The sequence below is a fragment of the Paraflavitalea soli genome (assembly GCF_003555545.1).
GTDB classification, from domain to species: domain Bacteria; phylum Bacteroidota; class Bacteroidia; order Chitinophagales; family Chitinophagaceae; genus Paraflavitalea; species Paraflavitalea soli.
In genome coordinates this window covers 1128505-1148173 of record NZ_CP032157.1, presented here as the reverse complement: position 1 = coordinate 1148173, position 19669 = coordinate 1128505, and the positions used below count along the sequence as shown (strand labels likewise).

Sequence of the window (19669 nt, the reverse complement as noted above, 5' to 3'; positions counted from 1 at the left end):
TGCATGAACAAAAAAAAGTGCCGGGAACGAAGTTGTTGCCCGGCACCATGAATCTGCATGATCATAGCATTAGCGGAACAGGTAGGTCTTCATTAAACCATCGATGGCTTGTTCAAATAGTTCCTTAGCGGCCTCATAATTTCCTGCTTCAATTAACCTGTTACATTCGCGTACCTCGTTATTGCTTAACGCGGTATATACTTCCTGCACTTTGCCGCTATCGGCCAGCGCTTCGGTTAAAGCGGGTGACACATAATAATACATTTCCACCAGGGGGCCAACAACAGGATTATTCACGGAAAAGTCGCCCGTATAATTGAATTGACTGGGCAACAGATTGGTAAAGTCTAAATTATCCGCATCGGGAGACTCTATGATCCTTGGCTTAGGCCATCCTCCGGGAGGTGGGGGGCATGTAGGCGGACAGAGAGATCCAAAATCCATATACCACTCATAGCTGGTCTTGTCATAATGCAGGGGCTCCAATACAGCCTTATGTTTTGCAGTCGCTTCTGTGATGCTGTCATCGAACCCAAAATGATAATACATACCATGTGCACTGGTCATATCCTTTAACAGGGATGTTAAGGAATCAATGCCAAAAAAAGTACCCCGCATGATCCCGCGGAAAGGCACACCGGGCATCAATCCTGCATAATGAACGGCATGGTTGTACAATAACTGCCAGGTCTGTTTCAACCCTACTATTTCACCGCGGTGATTGAGGTATCCCTGTGGCTGTACAATGGTATTGGGTATGGGCCGGTGGGCCGAGGCAGTATCGCAGGGGATGAGCAGAATGACCTTGGACTCCGGATCACCCACTTTTTCCATGCCGTACATAAACCGGATGCCCGACACATTGGGGATGTCTTTTACGGCGCTGAATATCTTATTGACGCCAATAAAGAGCCGGGACACTTCGCCGGGGAACTGTTTCCTGAACCCTTCAATCAATTGTTGTGCATAGGCGTTGTCGATGATCTCGCCGGTCAATTCGGCGGGTCTTTTAGTTGATGCATTTACATGGTAGGATGGCATAGTAAGGCTTTAAGTGATTTAACAATGGTGGTGACAAGGCAATTTACTGGCAGGGGACATGCCTGTGCACCCTATTTAACAATTGCAGCTTTCAGACAGCAACTGCAGCCTATTGGTAATAATTGCCGCATAGCCGGGACTGGGATGGCACACCTCCACCAGTCAGCAATAAAGGGTTATGCTATCCGAAAAAAATAAAATAATTTGTACGCATGCGCTGGACTTTCACGATCCTTTTACTGGCCATCACCTGCCTCCTGCATGGCCAGGAATTGAGTTACAAACCATTTACCGGCAAGGACGGTTTGCCGGGTTCTGTGGTGTACCATACCATACAGGATAAAAAAGGATTTATCTGGTTTGCGACAAAGCAAGGCGTCAGTTGTTTTGACGGTCGCAGCTTCAGGAACTATACCAAGGAAGACGGGTTGCCCGACAATGACATCATCAAGCTATACCTGGACAAGTACAACAATGTATGGTGCATTTCCTTTGTAGGCATCCCGGCTGTATTTCATAATGATACGATCATCCGTTTTGATCAATGTACAGGCGTAACGGCGATCACGGAAGACCTGCTCACGGATTCTATTCTATTGATCGCTGAGACCTGGGCTACCGGTTCAATCATGCAGGGTTATTACGGGTCGTCCAATCATCCCGGTAAATGGGATTTCAAGCCTTACTTCGGGAAAAAAAGGCCCTATGCCGATACCGGGCGGCCGGTACTCAGAAATTCTTCGCCGGAAAAGATCAATTTCCGCTTCTCAGCCAATGACCTGCATACTTTTTCCCTGTGTATCGACAGCGGCAATGCCACACAATGCCACAACGGCAAACGGGCCGGGGCACAGAAGATGAGCTTTTATGGCAATAATTCATTTTCCTGCCTCACAGAAAATAAAAGAGGTATCCTCTTCAATGCAGATGGCACTATTTACTATGCTACCTTTCAAAGGATGACACCGGTTATTACGGTACAAGAACTGGGATTAAACACCTGGGGAGATATCAATTCTCTTTTTTGCGAAAATGACTCAACCTTATGGATCTGTACCCGCAACAAGGGTCTATTGCGCATCAGTGATTTTCTAAACCGGCATCGCCGCATCCAATCTTTTTTTGACCAGCGCTTTTGCACGTCTATCCTCAAAGACCAGGAGCAGGGATATTGGGTCACCACGCAGGGAGATGGGGTTTATTATTTACCCAACCTGAGCTTTTACTCGCTCACAGGATATCCGGACCTGCTCAATAAAAACGTGTTGTGTATTGTCCGTTCCGATAAGCCGGCTCTCCTGGCAGGGTTTGCCGATGGCAATTTACTTGAACTAAGCTATTTTCCTGTTAGCGCCAAACGGTATGCCAGTTGGAGCCATCAAAACAAAAACAACCGGATACTACACATATGGCCTTTACCACTTCATGCTTTCCTGTTAAGTTGTGACAATGGACTGTACAAACAAGCAGGCCACCACACTACACTTATCAGGCCACTGGCCGCCAAAGAATTATACGGCGCAGGCGATACGGTCTTCTTCCTCGGCAGCAGTGAGGGGGTATACCGGTTAAACCGGGCTTTCGAAGTAAAAGAACAACTATTCGGCAACCGTGTTACCTGCCTCACCGGCACCGGAGCACAGCTTTACTGGGGCACCCTCCACGGCGTATATGGATACCGGCAGGGAACTGTTGAGTATTATGGTAAACAATACCCGGCGTTGGCCAATATCATTAATCACCTTGCTGTAGCAGCCGACTCATCGCTGTGGGTATCGACCCAGCAAGGCCTGTTTATTGTAAAGCAAGGTATCATTACAGCCATTGGCAGGGAGCAAGGGATGCTGAGCAATATGTGCAGGCATATTTCCTTTGAAAACAATATCGCCTGGGTTGCTACGGATAAGGGGATAACACGGATCAGTTATAGCTGGCAGCGGGGACAGCTCCGGTATTCGCTCTCCAATATTACCGAAGAAGACGGGCTACCGGCCAATGAAGTGAACCAGACCATGCCTGCGGGCGGCTATGTATGGGCAGCTACGGCCCGGGGCATTTCCTGGTTTCCCAAAGACTACACCAGCAGGCCGGTATTGCACCCACTCATCAACATTACCAGCATCCGGGCGGGAGGCCAGGCATTACCCCTGGGAGATACTGTAAAGGTGGACTATGGAGTACGTCCATTGCTGATCGGGTTATCAGGTATCACCTACCGGAGCGGTAAACAGGTGCGGTATGAATACCGGCTCCAGGGAGTAAACAATAACTGGAGCAGCACACAAAACAATACGATAGAATTTTCAGCCCTTCCTTTTGGAGCATTTACTTTTGAAGTACGGGCCATTGATAAATGGGGTGTCCGGAGTGATCAGGCTGCCCGGCTGGTTATTATTCATCCACCTCCCTTCTGGAAGACTACCTGGTTCCTCGTATGTACCTACCTCATCATGGCATTGCTGCTGGGTACAGGATTTTATGTCTATCATCATGAGCGGCAACGTAAACAGGAAAAGGAATATCGCCTGCGGAAGAAAATGCATGAACTGGAAATGATGGCCCTGCGGGCGCAAATGAACCCGCATTTTATCTTCAACTGCCTTACCTCCATTCAATACCATATTATGCGGGCAGATATCCGGAGCGCCCATATTTACCTGCATAAGTTCTCTACGCTTATACGGCAAATATTACAGCACAGTACAGACTCAACCATTTCTCTCTACGAGGAAATAAAAATACTGGAGCTCTACCTGGAACTGGAGAAGTTAAGATTGGGCGGCCGGATGGATTACCGGCTCAGCATATCGGACGAACTGAAACGGGATGACTATTCCATTCCTACCATGATCATTCAGCCGCATCTTGAAAATGCCGTAAAACATGGTATAGCGCCCCTGCAGCACCGGAAAGGCATACTGACGGTGGACATCAGGAAGTCGGGGGCATACATCGAAGTGGTGATCGAAGACAACGGCCCGGGCATTCATGCTTCGGGCATTACCCACGAAACTGATGAGCAGGATCATATTTCCATGGGAACAGGTATCACCATCAACCGCATCCATGCACTGAATGCGCTTCAAAAAAACAAAATACTTTGGCAGGTAACGGATAAACAACAATTGGAACCAGGACCTGAAGGGTCTGCCAGTGGCACCATCATTCATTTATCATTTCCAATAACACCTAATTGACATGCCTATCAATACCATTATCATAGAGGATGAAGAGAAGAGTCTGTACGTATTGCATGAGCTGATCAGGCAACAGGCTACGGACCTTATTGTATGTGGTACGGCCAGCCATACGGGGCCCGCTGTGGAACTTATAGAAACCAATACACCGGACCTGGTATTCCTCGATGTGCGCATTGCCGACGGAACCGGCTTTGATGTATTGCGCAGGCTTTCACACCGCAACTTTGAATTGATCTTTTTCACCGCCTATAACCATTATGCGCTGGAAGCCTTCCGGTTTGCCGCGATTGACTACCTGTTGAAACCCATCGGCATTCAGGAATTTGAAGAAGCAGTGGACAGGGTGCGCAAACGCATAGGCGATAAGCAACGCCGGTTTGCCACAGACACCCTGCTTCATAACCTGGCGCAACAACAGCAGCAGCATAAGAAAATAAATATTGCCACGCTGAACGGTTATGAATTTATCGAGCTGAGCAATATCGTTTGGTGCAAGTCAGACAATACCTATACCACTTTTTACCTCACCGACTCCTCAAAGGTCTCCTCTTCCCGCAACCTCGGGTATTATGAAGACCTCCTGAACCGAAGCAATTTTTGCCGCATCCACCACAGTGTAATGATCAATATGCAGCTGATCAAAAGTTATGTAAAAGGGAAAGGCGGCTATGTGATCATGGCCGATGGCACAGAACTGGATATCTCTCAGCGGCGCAAAGGCGAATTCCTGGACAGGCTGGCGCTTTGACGACAGACCGGGGATTTATTTAGGCTACGCGTAGACGAATTCATGCTAATTTGGTTTAATGCACAAAACAATGGCAGATACCAAAGAAATCTTTTTATATTTAAATATGAAAACCTGCATTACATTATGCGTTTGGGTTGCAGCCTTTTTTACAGGTTACACACAACCTGCCGGAATTGTCGCGATGGAAGACATGAATTTCAATGAGCAGTTTGCAAATCGGGCTATTCCCGTAGTCACTGGCAAACTGCTGCACATAACCCTTGGGGAACTCCCAACAAAAACTATCAGCTATACGCTCGTTACCCTTTTTGGACAGGTAAGAAAAACTACCGATTTGGCGGCTGACGGCAGTTTTAGACTGGAACTGGAATATCCACTTCCCTTCCAGCAGATATGGCTATATATTGACAGTATTTTTTATGCAGGTATCTATGCCAATAAAGACCTGCATATAGAACTGGATCTCAGGAAAATTAAAGCATCAGGTAAGGAGATCAATTTTAATGGTGATGGGGTCAGGTACCTGGGAACAGATGGGGCGCTCAATATGTATCTAAATGATTACCTCCTCTTCAGGCGCTCAGAACAACAGGCGTTACGCACGCGTATGCGCCAGATCCCCCGGTTCCAAAATCCCGTAGCTAAAGAAGTGATCTTTGCTTATGGCAGTATTTTCGATTCATTGAAAATGATACAGGATGACTATATTGCCACCCATCCATCTCCATATGCCTGGCTGCTTGAGAACGAACGTTTATCCGAGTATTATAGCCTGATCAGCTATTGTTATTGGGGGCATACGATGGAAAATGCGTTGTTTGACAAGATCAAGGAGCATAAAACTTACCTGCTATCAAATAATAGTACAGACTTTTACCGCTATCTATCCACTTATCTTAGCACGCATCCCGGGTTGCAGCCAAGAACACAAAAAATGCAGCAGGATCAAATGATTGATAAAGGTATTCTTATCCTCGACAGTATTTTTTCTCCTTCGAGGGCCGATCTAATGAAACTGCAATTGAATAACAGCAAGGATATCACCGAACAGAAATCTGCCTTAGAACGCATCCTGCCGGGCATGCACACCAACTGGTGCCGTACAGTGGCCAAATCAGAGTATGCGCATAGCGTTGCCAAAATAGCAACCGTTAACAAAGCATTGGCCAGTTCAGGGAATTCGATAACGGCAGCAGATTTTGGAAAGCCATTATTACAAACAGATTTTGGCGCTTCCCTGTATAAGCTTTCAAATGTGAAAGGAGCCGATTTTCTGGCAAGGCTCCGGCAAAGCTTTTCCGGCAAGGCCATCGTGTTCGACCTATGGGCTACCTGGTGTGCGCCCTGCCTGGCAGAAATGCCCCACAGTAAGCAACTGCAGCAGCATTCAAAAGATCTGCCGGTAGTATTTGTATACGTATGCACTTCCAACAACTCTGATGAGAACAAATGGAAGAGCAAAATTGGAGAATTGAAATTGCCCGGCATTCACTTTTATATAGATGAAACCCTGGATGCAGAACTTTCCCAGTTTTTCTCTTTCAGTGGTTATCCGGGACATGCCTTCATCGATCGCAATGGAGTATATAAGCCAGGGGCCATTAAACGCGTGTCAGATATTAAAGACAGCGCCGCACTCGCAGCCCTGATCAATTAGAACATCTTACACATCATCACTCAACCATTACTCCTCTGAAAAGAATAAGAACGGTGGAAGGATTCGCATTGAGTGTAAGCGTCGCAGATGATTGGAACGCGCCCGGCGCTTTACCATCGTACTTTAATAAAATGACGGAAGAGTCGCCGGGAGAAATAGGAAGTTTTGAATAGTCCGCCACCGTACAATGACAGTCCGGCTCTACTTTCTGAATATATAATGCATTCCTCCCCTCGTTATACACAACAAAATTAGCCAGAACAGGTACATTTATTTTATGCTTGCCAACATCCAAAATTGGCTTAGACACCTTTATTTCAGTAAGCTGCTCATTACCCAGCCCCTTTTCGGATGCCGCCTGAGGCTTGTTAAAGTATTTAAACAAGGCGAAAGCAAAAAAGACAAAAGCAACAATAAAAAGGACGAATCTTATCATTTTCATAGCTTCAATGGAATAAGGTTATTGCTTAAGGGCATAAATCAGTAAGGAGGGGTTCTCATCAGGCTTGAGTGCTGAGAGTTCCCTACCTATATCCGGATACTTTTCCCGGATCTGGTCAGCATTTCTTCTTACAAATGCCGAGATCTTTTTCCCATTTAAAAATGTAGCATATTTTTTATCCCCAAAACCGTAAGTATAACTACTAAACAGCATATTCAAACTATCAAGCCGGATATCACCTGTTATAGTTTTTCCTGTCTGAAGATTATAAAAAGCCATACAAACGTTTTTGTTCAGGTAATTAAACCCCACATAGTTATCGTTTTTGATAAATGTCTCATATTGAAAACCATATTTAGCGGAGTTAAAAAGCAGCGTATCCTCCTGAATGCCTGGAGGAATATTCTTTTTACCATAATCCACCTGGTACACAGGCTGAGCAGTATCTCCTTTAATGGTATAATAAATATTGGAAAACGCCGGCGCGAAATACACTTCATTATTCACCAAATGCAGAACGCCGGAAAACCTGATGGTCGATAGAATATTTTCGGGAAGATCAAAAAGCCTTGCCTGCACTTTGTATGCGCTGTCTGTAATGATAATATTCTTATCCTTTGAAATTTCACTCTTATTCTGGTTTACAAAAAAAATACGCGTATTGGCTGAAGGCATTACAAAAGAAGATGCAAAGAAATTAATTTCTGTGTCTTTTATCAGTTGCCCGCCAAGTGCAAACTCGCATATCTTAGTGGGCTTGTTACATAGCACTACAATTGAACGGTGTGGAGGATAGTATTGAATATCTTCCGCCCTGACAAAAGCGCCCATTCCCATACCAAGTTTCCCGATACTGTTAAGGTACTTTCCACTACCATCAAACACCTTTATAGACATATATTTTACGTCAAACACAATTATTTTGCCCTCAACATACATGACCCGTTGGTTCTCAGGCTCAGAAAATGGTGAGTTGTCTGAGGTATCAAGTTTCACGATCTGCAGACTGTCTGCAAGATCAGCAAGTGAAATAAAAGAATTACCAGAATCAAGTTGGATAATAACAGGGTTTCCGGCAGCTACGTAGCCATCCCGGATACCGTTGCAGGATAGGGTTGCAGCAAAAATGAAGAGCATTAAAAGAAAGCGAAGATTTGGGCTAACCTTTACAAGAGGGATCATAATAGCAATATTGGGGTCATTGGGCAGGCAAATATTTATTGCACCCATGTTCATAGCATGGCAACATGCTAATGAATTATAGCAGTCGGCAGTATAGATACTTTAAAAAGAAAACAGGGACATCCCAAATCGGACATCCCTGTTTTCTTATCATGGGGCTTATGGACAGCTTCCCCAGGGTGTGCATGATTCATCGGAACCGGCAGCACATACACGTATCTGTATGTTCTGGTCTGCCGCGCATTTCATATACTCAGTTTTCCATGTTGGAGGTACTACTGCTGTTGCAGAAGCACTGTTGTAAATAAGCAGTAGTCCGGTAACAAACAAACCTGCTGTTACGAGCGAAAGCAAATTCTTCCTCATGTGTTAAAATTTTGATGGTTAAACGAAGTTTATTAAATTTAACAAACTTATCTTGAACAAAAAAAATAGAACCCTGATTTTCCTGCAAAAGCGCATATTATATGACGTATATCAACGTATTTATCCCGATTGCATCATTAATCTGCGTATTTAAAGACAGCCCTTGATAGTGAAGCATTTAATTACCTTTTCTTCATGTATCCACAACTTATCTTATGCGAAAATTCTTAACCCCTGCCATTGTTGGAATGTTCCTGACCATTAGCGTATGTGCTCAAACAAATATAACCGTACGTATAGATCCCGATAATGCACGTGGGGGTACTGCCTCACAAATATTCGATGCTATTCGTTTCATTCCGCTTGAAACGAACCAACAAAGCCTTTTTGGAACTATTAATCAATTAGAAGTTACAGACTCCTTTTTCATCATCCTCGATATACAAAGCCGCTCTATTATACTTTTTAACCGGGATGGCAGGTTCCATACCCGGATAAAATCAGATGGCTCAGATAAATACTTTAATTATTTTTCAATTGACCGAGCTGCCCAGACAATAATAGTTACCAATAACTATGCGAATGGTCTTTTAGTGTATGATTTTGACGGCAGGTTCATAAAAAAGATCCCGAGACCTGAAAAGATCAGAAGCCTGTACTCGTTGGGCAACAATACCCTGATCCATAATCTTCGCCGCTCATCCGAAAATAAAAAAAACCACCCTTACGACCTGATTTATTCAAAACAGGATACAAGTCCTTTACTATATTTCAATCGCTATGATCCTGATGTGGAAACCGAGGAATATAATATTGAATACAATCCGTTCAATTTTTCAGGAGAGCCCGGCTCCTGTATGTTTTCCCTCCCCTTCAATTACAAAGTATACCAGCTAAATGATACCGGCATTTTACGCACTTACAATTTCGTTTTTCCTGCACAGTATTCACTCCCTTCTAATTTTTCTACTGATCCGGTCTTTAAAGGTGAGCGGGCCAAATATGTATACCTTACCCAGGATAACAAACTAAAAAAACATGGCATTAGTGCTGTTTACCATATAAATGATTATCTATTGTTTACAGCCATGAACGGAGAATTACGTACGGGCGCCGACCTCCATTATTTATATAACCTTACATCCGGGAGCCTAATCTCTTTGTCAAAAGTAAGCGGGGACAGCGCGTCCTGTTATTTCCCAATATTATCAAGTGTATTTGAGCCAATTGGCACCACCTACAACAACAAAATATATACATCCACGCCGTCATTCAGAATTTTTGGAGCTAAAAGCCAAACTAATAAACCAGTTCAATATCCTGCATCGATACAAAACTATATAGCAACCGGGAGTAAGGATGATAACCCGGTAATTGTTGAATTGGCGCCTAAACAGCATCTGTGAAATACAAATTCAGGTTATCAGCATTTTCCATATTATTGCTATTTATCAATACGGTAGTATTGTCACAAAGCAAAGACTCTGTGGCAACTGGCACTATCCGTGGTTCAGTGAAGGATTCTGTACTAAATTATTATTTACAGGCCGCTACGGTTGCTGTTTACAGGGTGGATAATAAGGCTTTGGTCGCCTATACATTGACCAATTCAATTGGTGAATTTCGTATTGCCGGCCTGGAATTGAAGCAACCCTTCCTTGTTAAAATTTCGTTTATCGGGTATGAAACATTTACCCGTATCATCAGCATTTCTCATGAACAACAGATCCTGGATATCGGGGTAATTATTGTTTCAAAAACCGATAAATTGCTGGATGAGGTTACCGTGACAGCCCCTCCGGTCAGAATGAATGGAGACACGCTTGAATTTAGTGCATCCGCTTTTCACCTGGACAAAAATGCTGTGGCGGAAGACCTGTTGAAAAAACTTCCTGGAATAATAATATGGGGCGACGGAACTATTACCGTTAATGGAAGGCCCATAAACAAATTATTGGTGGATGGGAAACCTTTTTTTGGCGGCGACACAAAAGTGGCAACTCAAAATATTCCTACAACTGCTATCAGTAAAGTACAGGTTTACCAGGAATATATCGACCCCCTCAATCCATACGATTCGATCACTGCCATCAATTTGAAACTAAAAAAAGATTACCGGGCCGCGTATTTCGGTTCAGTATCTGCCGGAGCAGGTACAGACAAGAAATATGAAACAGCTATTAACAACAGCGTTTTTACGCCCAGAGACCAGATTGCGATAGTTGGGCAGGCAAATAATGTGAACAAATTAGGCAATGACATAAATACTTTGTTGAGAAGCGGAACTTTTAAAGGCACAGGTGCTCATGTAGCGTATCAACCGGACTTTAACATGCGGGGCATTAATAAGCAAGTTTCAGGCGGATACCTCTTTACGCATGATCTTATACCTGCCTATAATCAGTTTCAGCAAAACCGGATCGCATCAAATTCATTTGTCAACAAAACCCAGAACAACACAATAAAGCAATCGCAGACCATCAGCTTTATAGGAAAAGACAGTTCATTACTGCAAAACTCCTCGGACTCCACTCAGTTGGACGTTGTACAATTCAATACATCTGTTGGTTACAACAAAAAAAACGATACGGATTCTTTTACCTTGAAAGCGTTGTACAGGCATAAATCTCTCGATACTAAAAACAGCATTTCTTCAGAGAGTTTCACATCACAACAATTATTAAACACATCCAGTCAAATTGACGATAATAATACGCTTGAACATGGGCTATCTTTTATCGGAGCTTATGACCATCATGGGTTTAAAAATACAAGTATTCGCAAACTGCTTAACTGGAGCGTACTCTACTCCTGTTCTTTTGACAAAACAAATACCGACCGGCTATATAAAGTGGATTTCACCGATCTTGCTGTAGCAGGAGGCAATTTATATTATAATAGAAAGTATGCCAATAAAACATCTATCCTAAGACAGGAGGTAGACCTACGGCTTGGGGATTTTGCGACATGGTTGTTCGGGGAGTCAAGGATCTTGTCAAGGTTCAACATATTATTTGAGAACAACTTAAAATGGAATATTGAAAACCAGACAAATATTGTGAGCGATGGCGATAAAACGAGTGGGGAGTTTATCAGGAATTCTTACCTCAGCAATACCAGCCATTACAAAGCTTTAAATGAAAAAGCAGGGCTTAAAATTGGCCGGGTCTTTACAAATATGCTGGCAAACCGTTATCAAAAAGACATGAGCGTGTATCTTGATGCAAGAGTTCAGTTGTATAATGAAAGATTCTCTTCTGCGCATTCGTTCCAATACTTTAATAACAGCTATTTTTCTTTTATTCCCTCATTCAATCTTGGATATAGCAATTATCAATATGGCGAATATTTAAACCGGTACAATCTCAACTTTGATGTAACACGAAGTTACCCGTCACCAGAACAAAGAGTCGCTTTGGTTGACAGTTCACAGGTATACCAGATCCGCCTGGGCAACGCATTGTTAAGCCCTCAAACAAACTATGTATCATCCATTCGTTTCGGTCATGATGGCTATAGAACTAAAAACAGCTTTAACTATGGGCTAGCTATTACTGGCGGGGTCACCAAAAACTACCTTACCGATAGTATAGTAATTGATCAGTCAGGGCGCTATATATTCCATACGGTCAACTATAACGACTATAGATACATTAAAATAAACGCCCAGTTAAACAAGGCATTTTTGTTGGGGAATCACCAATTCCAGTTGAGCATTGCCGCATTCCTTGAAAGATCCAGGAGACCTTCCTACTTAGGCTATCAAAACGCTAACAATGCAGCCATCAATATTTCTACAATAACTATTCAATCTGACTCATTGTCACTGTACTATACCTATAAAGATATTTTTGCACTCAACATCGCCCAAAGTGTTTCATATTATCATTCCCGGCAACATGGTTTTTTAAGCGGTAATTTTAAAAACAAGGAGCTATTGACAAAAATAGGTGCCGGGTTGAATATGTTTAAAAAGGCCTCCTTGAATTCAAACGTTAATTATAACTACTTTGGCCTTTCAGATGGCCTGGTAAATAAATACATTATCTGGAATGCCTCGGTATCCTATCGATTCCTGAAGTCAAATGATATCGAGCTTAAGCTGTCTGCTTTGGATATTTTAAATCAAAATAAGGGGATTGTTAATTTTGGGAACAGTTTTTTTCTCACTCATCAGAATGTTAATCTTCAGCATCAATATTTTATGGCAACAATTACCTATTATCCAAGAAAATTTGGAAGCAAAAGAACTGATCATTAATCCTGGATAGTGGAACGAGACAAGTCCCTGGGCATTCAACTGCCAGCTTTTTATTGCCACTTTAGTATTACTTGCCTAAAAACCATTACATTTAAGGCCACACCAATTACCTATTACCTATGAGATGGCTACCTGCATTATTTGTAATCCTGTTACTGCTACCTGTAAGCTCCTATACCCAGGTAAAACCTGCACTGCCCCGCGATTATTTTGAAAAGTACAGTTACACCCTGCCGGATACGTTCAATTACCAAAACGAACAGGCACTACGCACAGAGGCTATTAAAATAGCGACAGCCCTGGATGCCTATCTTACGGCAGCCACCACTCAGTATACGATCGACTCTACCGAGCTATATGACGTTATATCCCTACAGGTAGTACCAGCGCTTTTATTGCAAAAAAACACGCTTGCCCTGGAAACCATCCAGCGGTGCAGGGCCTTGCAACCATCACCTGCCTACCGTGTTCCATTTGCACTTATTCATGAAGCCTATGGCAGGGCCTGCCTTCGCCATGCAGACGATCAAAGCGCTGCCTTTGCCACCATCTTCCAGGAGGAGTTCAAAGGGGTTATCAATGGCATCGACACTTCTTTCCGCGGGGATATTGTGAATGCCCAAAAAGGCAGTTATACCACTGTATCGATACAGGTAAACCATACAGAACTCAACAATATTACCAGGCAGGCCATCCAGCTTTCCCAGGGCAAGCTGCCTTTTAGCAGCGCTTATAGCTTGCTGGAATATTATTTCCGGTACGATATCCGTCAACATTATCAGCCACAGTTGGAGGCCTTGTTGTACCAATTGTCACCGGCCCGGGTGGAAGAGGCTTCGGTGATGATCCCCATGCGGGACAATATCAGGCTCAGTGCATTTGTATACCGCAATGCCGTGAGCACTGAGAAAGTGCCTGCGGTGGTTTCTTTAAGTCCCTACCCCAGCGGCACCGAAGCCACCAGGGGTAATGTATTTGCGACGAATGGCTATGCCTATGTGTATGTGGATAGCCGTGGCCGCCGTAAAAGTGAAGGAACTTTTTTCCCGTATGAAGACGATGCGAGGGATTACTATGATATTATAGATTGGGTAAGCAAGCAACCCTGGTGTAATGGACAGGTGGTCACTTCGGGCGGTTCTTACCTGGGTTTTGCGCAATGGCAGGCAATCCGCAAACAATACCGTCACCCTGCATTGAAAGCCATCAACCCGATGGTGGCAGTAGGATTTGGGATCGACTTTCCGCGGCTGGCGAATCAATTCTATTCTTATATCCTGCAATGGGCAGTGTATGTAAGCGGCAAGGACCTGAACCAGGCACGGTTCAATGATTACCAGTTCTGGAACAAAGTAAATTATACGATGTACAAGAACCGGCTGCCCTTTGCCAAACTGGATTCCATAGCCGGGCTTCCCAATCCCTTCTTTCAAAAATGGGTGAGCCATCCTGATCTTGACAAGTACTGGACATCCATTTTACCCAACAAGGAAGATTATGCTACCCTGGACCTGCCGATACTAACCATCACCGGCTATTATGATGCCGATCAATTGGGAGCATTTTATTATTACAACCAGCATCACCGGTATGCCAGCGCCAAGGCCCAATCGCAGCATTACCTGCTGATAGGTCCTTATGATCATGGAGGTTCTCAATGGCAACCCGGCCCTGTACAGCAGGGGATAGACATTGAGCGGGAAGCACAGATACCCATCTACAAATATGTGATCTGGTGGTACGACTGGATACTGAAGGGAAAACCAAGACCTGCTTTTCTGCAGGACAAGGTAAACTATTTTGTTACCGGCACCGGCCAGTGGAAGTCAACCAGCAGCTTACAAAAACTAACGAAAGACACCCTCAGTCTTTACCTGTCGCCACAACTGGTACCCAATCCCAAACGCAAAACGGTGTACCTATTGGATAAACAAAAGCCGGTAAAGGCACAAGACCTCACCTATACCCACGACATTGCCCAGGTAATAGATTCAGCGTTCCTGTTTGCCAGGCCCATACCTTTTGATGATTCTTTGTACCTGTCCTCTCCTTACAATATGGTATTTGAAAGCAAGCCACTGGAGAAAGATATCATACTGACAGGCAAACTTACCGCACAACTGTATTTGTCTTTAAATGTGCCCGATGCCGATTTCCAGTTTACGGCCTATGAGGTTGATCCTGCCGGTAAGAATCATACCCTCTCCACTGCCCAATTGCGTAGCCGCTACCGCAAAAGCGGTGATAAGCCCGTACTGATGAAACCCGGCGAAGTGGCGCTGCATAATTTTGAAGATGTATTCCTGTATATCAGGCAGGTAAAGAAGGGGAATAAGCTGCGCTTTGTCTTTGAAAGCGTCAATTCTCCTGCGTTGGAGAAGAACTATGGATTTGGTGGTGTGGTGAGCCAGGAAACGGCCACTGGACCGCGGCTCATCAAAGCTACGATCCATAGCAGTGCAAAATACCCGAGCAGGATAGTATTGCCGTATGCGGAGGAATGATGCGGATGCAATATTTTAACAATTAAGAACGGCCGCCAATTCACACCGGGGGTGGCATCGCCACCTCCTCCTGCAGACAGGTAACGCCGGATGCAATCGAATCAATAGTATCAGTTGAAAGAGGATGTGCATTAGAAGTTAACCGCTCAAAAACCAGCTTGCCTTTTTCATTTACTACCCAGGCCTGCACCAGCTTTTTATGCCTATCACCTTCTTCTTCCACCCATTTCAGCAATTCAGGTGGCAGGTCCCATTCCGGCCATTCAGTTCTATAGCCTAGCTGCGTCAATTCATCCCAGGCGGCTTGCTGCACTGTTTCCCCGGTGGCGCCCTGGTGCAATAGCTTTACTCCCAACCCAACCAGTTTGCGATACAGGTCCTGGCAGCGCCAATCTTCCGTTAAGCTATTGTATACCGGCGTTATCCATTCCGATGCCAGCGCCAGTATGCCTGCGTTGTACATAGTACGACGGAAGCGTTTGTCGCGCTTAACCCTTTTGCCGGTGAGGGAACTTTTGGTGCGGATAAAATAAGCGCCATACATCTTGTAACAGGTAATGATACCGCACAAAGTGGCTTCTACCTCGGTAGCTGCCAGGTAGTTTTTCCTGAAAGCTTCCAGGTGAGGAGGAAGTTCAATATGTTGATAGCGTTTTTTCATGCAGTAGGACCTCTTCCTGAAATTACGAAAAAATAATATGTAATAGTTGTTCGCGGCCCACAATTTGGTCAAAGTGAGGTAATTGGCAGTCTCTTGGCCGGCCCATGTTCGCTTCTCATTCGCTTCATGTTAGGGGTTAATGCGCATTTACTAAGGGTTTGGTTTGCTGTGATGGACCGAAGCAGGACCGAAGAAGGACCGAACATGGTAATAACATGGTACAGACCAAATCCCTGTTAATGTAAAGACAACCACCCCTGTGCCTTACTAATATAACTATACAGGTATTTCGGGTTATCTAAATTGACTATACAGAAAATAGCCTTATCTAAAGTAGTTATACAATGTTAGGTGATTTCTTGCTAATCTGACTATACACTGGCTGAGTTACCATTGAGATTTTTTGTTTCTTGTTCATTGTTTTGTTTTCGTTTGTATGTTTTTGGTTTCCAGAGTCTTTTAAGGGTTCCGGTTAAAGCGTGAGCTTTCTCAGGGGTAAGGTCTTCCACGCTGGTATGAGGTCTCACTGTATTGTAAAAAGCAACGGCTTTTTGTATAGCCTCAGCAGCCTCTCGCTGATCTGCAAAAGTTCTCTGCAGGTCAAAGATGCTCTTCAGTATCCCATTTATCCTTTCAGCTACAGCATTTTCATAGGGGTCCCCTTTCTCTGTCATCGATATGCTGATCTTATAGGATTGTAGTACCTGAACGTATTGATTACAACAGTATTGGGTACCCCGGTCTGAGTGATGGATCAATCCGTCGGGCAGGCAATCCAGGGATCCCAATGCCATGTGGAGAGCTTGCAATGGGCCTTCTGTGGCCAGCGAAGCGTGCAAATGGTAGCCCACAATCTTCCTGGAATAAACGTCGGTGATCAGCGATAAGAACTGAAAGTCATTCTTAATGCGGATATAGGTAATATCGCTCACCCACAGCTGGCAGGACTGATCAGCATTCATCCCTTTTATGAGATTAGGGTATTTTCTGTAATGATGGAAGGAGTCAGTTGTTCGTACAAATTTCTTTTTGGCTTACAGACCAATCCATGTTGGAGCCGGAAGTTATGCAAGGCGATCCTGCCCATTTTTATGCCATGGGCGTGTAATGTCTGTTTAAGCAGCTTATAAATAGTTGGAGTGCCTAAGCCTGAGGCGTCCCTTTTTAGCTGTAAAAGAAGTTCCATTACGATCTCATGATCGCTATAGCGTCTTTGTTGATGCCAGAGCTTATCATAATAGGCATGCCGGGTCTTACCAAACAGTTCACAGAGAGGCCCGACGCCAATCTGTGTAAAAGTGTTTTTCATGGTGATTACTGTTTGGTGCCAGACTTTTTTCTGATGTCGATATCAAATTCTTTTTCCGCTATATCGATCATTGTCTCCAGGGCAATCACTTTTAGCTGCAGGGACTTAAGCTGGGATGCAGCATCCTGCAGTGTAGAGGCCTCCTTCGATAAGCGCCTGGAGGGGCTTTTAGCAGTGGTTTGAGTCTCTGCTTTAAACTCCTTGATCCAGACTTTAATAGTTTGAAGCCCTACTTTATTCTCCCGGGAAGCCGCTTGCGGGGTTTGTTTCCCTGATGCGATCCCGAAAGCTACCTGGCGACGATGGGACCGATCGTATTGCTGCTGGAGCCTGATATCCAGATCAGGATCACTCGCAAAGCGAACAATCCATGTCTTAAGTGTCCTGGGGCTTAGGATATTATATTTAACCTTCGCCTCTGCAGCACTCAGCTCCCCGTTCTCAATTTGAGCTATAATCTTCTTTTTTTCGATCTCAGTAAACCGCTTGTGCGAAAAACTCCCTGTTTCTTTTACCTTTTTGGCCATATGCTCCATAAATGTCGTGTTTTATGAAATCTGTATAGCTATTTTGGTAAAAGACACCCTAACACGACTTTAAGGCCCGTTGTAAACAAAGTAAAAGTTACGGGCACCAGCTGCCCTGCCCTTTTATGTAAAATGGCTAGAAAAATCGATCAACGCTATTTTCACCCTATTACTACCCTTCGACTACCCTACGACTGCCCTACAGCTCCCCTACAGGCTCCTTTCCAGCCTTGCATAAATTTATCTGACGTGTGATGGATTTCCAAAGGAATGATGTGTTTTTGACCGGTTTATGCTAAGATGACTGGTTTGTGCTACTTGTGACTGGTTGTTGCTATTATGCTGTAAGAGGTAGTTTACGATGGGGCGTTCTCTTTGGAGACCAGCAATTCGACACTCATGCTCACCGGGGCAAAAAGGAAGAACTATCTAATTTAATCTCAGGAGGGTAAAATGATTCCAGGCTTTTAAATGTAATCACTGAATCAAGTCGAATTAGCTTATACTCCGAAATTGCATGGAGTACATTGTTCTTGTTTTTCTGCACAGTCAGGCTTTAATGCCAAACCACTTATTCGCCATGGTAAGGGGGAAAGGATAACAATTCGTCTTCCTATATATTACCAATCTAATCTCGCTCAATATTAGCTAAGTCCAGATTGTATTTATAGATCAAAGTAATTTCATTAAGCAGACTCATAATTTTAGACACAGGAATTTGATAGTTTTCTTTTACACCTATCTGCTTCAGAATCTTAGGTTGATCCTCCACCAAATTAATAGATCTATAAAGGGTCAATTTTGTATGCTCTAATATTGCCCAATATTGCTTCGAATGGCTACCATTGACGCCTAATTGAAACACTTCAAGATTCTTGTAAAAAAATAATTTCCTTGAATAAATCGCATCAATGTAATTACTCAAGCTGGCAGAATCCGGCAGTTCTTTTTCGGAGGTTAGAAATTGGATAATGCAATTACCCTGCACCATTAACTTCTTATCTAATAATTGAGCTTGAACTTCATTACCTCCTTGCAATAGAAGGGTAAGAAAGAAATATGCAAACCCTTTTAGGGGATAGTATTTTATTCCCGGCATTGCATTCGTTTAGATAATATAGAAGAAGGCGCCTTAATTTTTCCAACATGCCGCCAATAGCTTCTCTACAATAATCAATTTCTCTTGGCTCTGGATCGGCCTAAGTGTCGTGCTTAAGCATCAATTTTCTCTAGGAAGTATAACTTTCGCTTCGAATTCCTTTATCCTTCCCTTCGTATATATATCCATAAAAACGGGCTTACCCTTACAGCCCAAATAATAGCCATTCAATGACGGCTCCTTCATATATAAATCTTTTTCATAGCCATGTATCATATGAATTTGCACCAGCTCTTTAGGTAAATCTGTTTTTTCAAATAGGCTATCATTGGCAAAATCTCCTACTAAGACAAAGGACATTTTACCAACTTTGTTAATTCCACTGTAATTCCTGTAACTTGTTTCTTCCCTGCTTTGTGGAGAAATGTTCAAATACCTGTATTTGGGCCCTATCAGAAAGGAGACTGCATAAAAATGATTATTAGGAATGTAGTATTGGATATTGGAAGCAACTACCTCATCCAAAATCGCTCTTAGACATGGATCAACCTGATATACGGGCAATTCTAATTGACTTGAATCTGAACTTTGTGCCAGCCCATAGCTATTAAACACTAGTAACAATCCCGCAAATAACGTTTTGATTATTTCCATAATACCTAGATGCTA

At 43.6% G+C, this 19669-nt stretch carries 16 protein-coding genes; 6 read left to right on the top strand and 10 right to left on the bottom strand.

Annotation, left to right across the window (positions count from 1 at the left end; translation table 11 throughout):
- Nucleotides 1–69: 69 nt before the first annotated feature.
- Nucleotides 70–1041 (bottom strand): hypothetical protein, encoded by a 972-nt coding sequence (locus tag D3H65_RS04340; protein ID WP_119049089.1) that lies wholly within the window; start codon nucleotides 1039–1041, stop codon nucleotides 70–72.
- A gap of 212 nt (nucleotides 1042–1253) precedes the next feature.
- Between D3H65_RS04340 and D3H65_RS04335 the strand changes: the two genes are divergently transcribed.
- The 3 genes from D3H65_RS04335 to D3H65_RS04325 all read left to right on the top strand — a co-directional run bounded on the left by D3H65_RS04335 (nucleotide 1254) and on the right by D3H65_RS04325 (nucleotide 6649).
- A complete protein-coding gene (locus D3H65_RS04335; protein ID WP_119049088.1) occupies nucleotides 1254–4238 on the top strand; it encodes a histidine kinase in 2985 nt (994 codons plus the stop codon).
- A 1-nt stretch (nucleotide 4239) separates the two neighbouring features.
- The gene (locus tag D3H65_RS04330) at nucleotides 4240–4989 is read left to right on the top strand and encodes a LytR/AlgR family response regulator transcription factor (protein ID WP_119049087.1); all 750 of its coding nucleotides are present in this window, start codon (nucleotides 4240–4242) and stop codon (nucleotides 4987–4989) included.
- Between the two features lie 337 nt (nucleotides 4990–5326).
- Nucleotides 5327–6649, top strand: a complete 1323-nt coding sequence (locus D3H65_RS04325) for a TlpA family protein disulfide reductase (protein WP_162915401.1) — start codon at nucleotides 5327–5329, stop codon at nucleotides 6647–6649.
- A gap of 16 nt (nucleotides 6650–6665) precedes the next feature.
- Here the strand turns inward: D3H65_RS04325 and D3H65_RS04320 are convergent, their stop codons facing one another.
- The 3 genes from D3H65_RS04320 to D3H65_RS32780 form a co-directional block, all read right to left on the bottom strand.
- A complete protein-coding gene (locus D3H65_RS04320; RefSeq protein WP_119049085.1) occupies nucleotides 6666–7091 on the bottom strand; it encodes a DUF1573 domain-containing protein in 426 nt (141 codons plus the stop codon).
- An 18-nt stretch (nucleotides 7092–7109) separates the two neighbouring features.
- Nucleotides 7110–8273, bottom strand: coding sequence for a 6-bladed beta-propeller (locus D3H65_RS04315; RefSeq protein WP_162915400.1), 1164 nt, complete (start codon nucleotides 8271–8273; stop codon nucleotides 7110–7112).
- 159 nt (nucleotides 8274–8432) lie between these two features.
- Nucleotides 8433–8639, bottom strand: coding sequence for a hypothetical protein (locus D3H65_RS32780; RefSeq protein ID WP_162915399.1), 207 nt, complete (start codon nucleotides 8637–8639; stop codon nucleotides 8433–8435).
- A gap of 215 nt (nucleotides 8640–8854) precedes the next feature.
- Here D3H65_RS32780 and D3H65_RS04310 point away from each other — a divergent pair, with 215 nt between their 5' ends.
- From D3H65_RS04310 to D3H65_RS04300, 3 genes are all read left to right on the top strand, one after another.
- The gene (locus D3H65_RS04310; protein WP_119049083.1) at nucleotides 8855–10045 is read left to right on the top strand and encodes a 6-bladed beta-propeller; all 1191 of its coding nucleotides are present in this window, start codon (nucleotides 8855–8857) and stop codon (nucleotides 10043–10045) included.
- Nucleotides 10042–12900 carry a carboxypeptidase regulatory-like domain-containing protein gene (locus tag D3H65_RS04305; protein ID WP_119049082.1) on the top strand — a complete coding sequence of 953 codons (2859 nt, stop codon included), beginning with the start codon at nucleotides 10042–10044 and terminating at the stop codon, nucleotides 12898–12900. The genes D3H65_RS04310 and D3H65_RS04305 overlap by 4 nt, the downstream gene beginning before the upstream one ends.
- A 119-nt stretch (nucleotides 12901–13019) precedes the next feature.
- Entirely contained in the window at nucleotides 13020–15404 is a 2385-nt protein-coding gene (locus D3H65_RS04300; RefSeq protein WP_119049081.1) for a CocE/NonD family hydrolase, read from the top strand.
- A gap of 40 nt (nucleotides 15405–15444) precedes the next feature.
- On the opposite strand, the gene D3H65_RS04295 is transcribed toward D3H65_RS04300, so the two are convergent.
- The 6 genes from D3H65_RS04295 to D3H65_RS04270 all read right to left on the bottom strand — a co-directional run bounded on the left by D3H65_RS04295 (nucleotide 15445) and on the right by D3H65_RS04270 (nucleotide 19654).
- A complete protein-coding gene (locus tag D3H65_RS04295; RefSeq protein WP_162915398.1) occupies nucleotides 15445–16065 on the bottom strand; it encodes a hypothetical protein in 621 nt (206 codons plus the stop codon).
- Between the two features lie 371 nt (nucleotides 16066–16436).
- Nucleotides 16437–17036, bottom strand: coding sequence for an IS3 family transposase (locus D3H65_RS04290; RefSeq protein WP_245999797.1), 600 nt, complete (start codon nucleotides 17034–17036; stop codon nucleotides 16437–16439).
- Complete coding sequence (locus D3H65_RS04285) at nucleotides 17033–17374, bottom strand: hypothetical protein (protein ID WP_119049078.1); 342 nt, start codon at nucleotides 17372–17374, stop codon at nucleotides 17033–17035. The genes D3H65_RS04290 and D3H65_RS04285 overlap by 4 nt, the downstream gene beginning before the upstream one ends.
- A 5-nt stretch (nucleotides 17375–17379) precedes the next feature.
- Nucleotides 17380–17910: a hypothetical protein gene (locus D3H65_RS04280; protein WP_119049077.1), complete on the bottom strand. Its 531-nt coding sequence runs from the start codon at nucleotides 17908–17910 to the stop codon at nucleotides 17380–17382.
- Nucleotides 17911–18529: 619 nt separating this feature from the next.
- Nucleotides 18530–19000 (bottom strand): hypothetical protein, encoded by a 471-nt coding sequence (locus D3H65_RS04275; protein ID WP_119049076.1) that lies wholly within the window; start codon nucleotides 18998–19000, stop codon nucleotides 18530–18532.
- 120 nt (nucleotides 19001–19120) lie between these two features.
- Nucleotides 19121–19654 (bottom strand): hypothetical protein, encoded by a 534-nt coding sequence (locus tag D3H65_RS04270; protein ID WP_119049075.1) that lies wholly within the window; start codon nucleotides 19652–19654, stop codon nucleotides 19121–19123.
- Nucleotides 19655–19669 lie beyond the last annotated feature (15 nt).